This is a genomic window from Pseudomonas sp. MF6751 (genome assembly GCF_016613265.1).
GTDB lineage: Bacteria > Pseudomonadota > Gammaproteobacteria > Pseudomonadales > Pseudomonadaceae > Aquipseudomonas > Aquipseudomonas fluorescens_BV.
Map to the genome: position 1 here is coordinate 1 of NZ_JAENSV010000099.1, position 1,113 is coordinate 1,113.

Annotated in this window: 1 protein-coding gene; it reads left to right on the plus strand. The window is 60.2% G+C overall.

Translation table 11 applies throughout. The features are described from left to right. Nucleotides 1–55 precede the first annotated feature (55 nt). On the plus strand, nt 56–1,084 hold the full coding sequence (locus JJD66_RS27885) for an IS30 family transposase (RefSeq protein WP_019818564.1): 1,029 nt from the start codon (nt 56–58) through the stop codon (nt 1,082–1,084). Nucleotides 1,085–1,113: the final 29 nt, after the last annotated feature.

Genomic DNA, 1,113 nt, shown 5'->3' on the forward strand with positions numbered 1-1,113 from the left:
GGCGGCCGCGAAAACTGAGTGCAACACCTGACCTTTCCGGTACGGTGCTGCCCCTATGTCCTATTCCGAACTCAGCGTCGAAGAGCGCGCCATCATTCAACTCAGTCAAGCTCAAGGCTTCAGCCTGCGCGGCATTGCTCGCCTGATTGACAGGTCGCCCTCGACCATCAGCCGAGAGCTGAAGCGCAATCGAGGCAGTAGTGGTGCTTACTCGGCCCGCTGCGCCCAGCAACAGATGAACATTCGGCGCCAGGTTTGTCGCCCCAAGCGCAAGCTTGTGCCGGGCAGCGAGCGCTTCGAACTGGTGGCCCACATGCTGCGTAAGCGTTTGTCTCCCGAGCAGATTGCCGGCAAGCTGCGCAGCATGACCATACCCAACCTCAGAGATGCCTACGTCTGTCGTGAGACGATCTATAACGCGATCTATGCCTTGCCGGTCGGCGAGTTGCGCAAGGAGCTGATCGTCTGCCTGCGCCAAGGCAAGACGACGCGCCGGCCGCGCTCTGGTGGCGTGGATCGGCGCGGCCAGATCCCTGAGATGGTCAGCATTCATGTTCGCCCGCCAGAGATCGAAGACCGGCTGATGCCGGGGCATTGGGAGGGCGACCTGATCAAGGGTAAGGCCAACGCCTCGTCGGTAGGCACGTTGGTGGAGCGCACCAGTGGCTACCTGATGCTGATGAAGATGAACGACGCAACGGCGACCTCGGCGATGGAGGGCTTCAGTGCAGCGCTCAACAGCATGCCGCTGGCGATGCGCAAGAGCATGACCTACGACCAGGGCCGGGAGATGGCGCGGCATGCTGAAATCACCCAGCAGACAGGGGTCGCTATTTACTTCTGCGACCCGCACAGCCCCTGGCAGCGCGGTAGCAACGAAAACATCAACGGCCTGATCCGCCAGTACCTGCCCAAGGGGACTGACTTGTCGGTACACAGTCAAGAGCAATTGAATGCCATCGCCTTGGAGCTGAATATGCGCCCCCGTAAACGCTTCGATTTCAAGTGCCCGATCGAAGTCATGGGCGAGGTGATGCAGGAAGCCATGGCTATGCGGCATCATGCTCCAGCTTCAAATCAATAACCGTGTTGCACTCAGCTTCTGCAACCGCC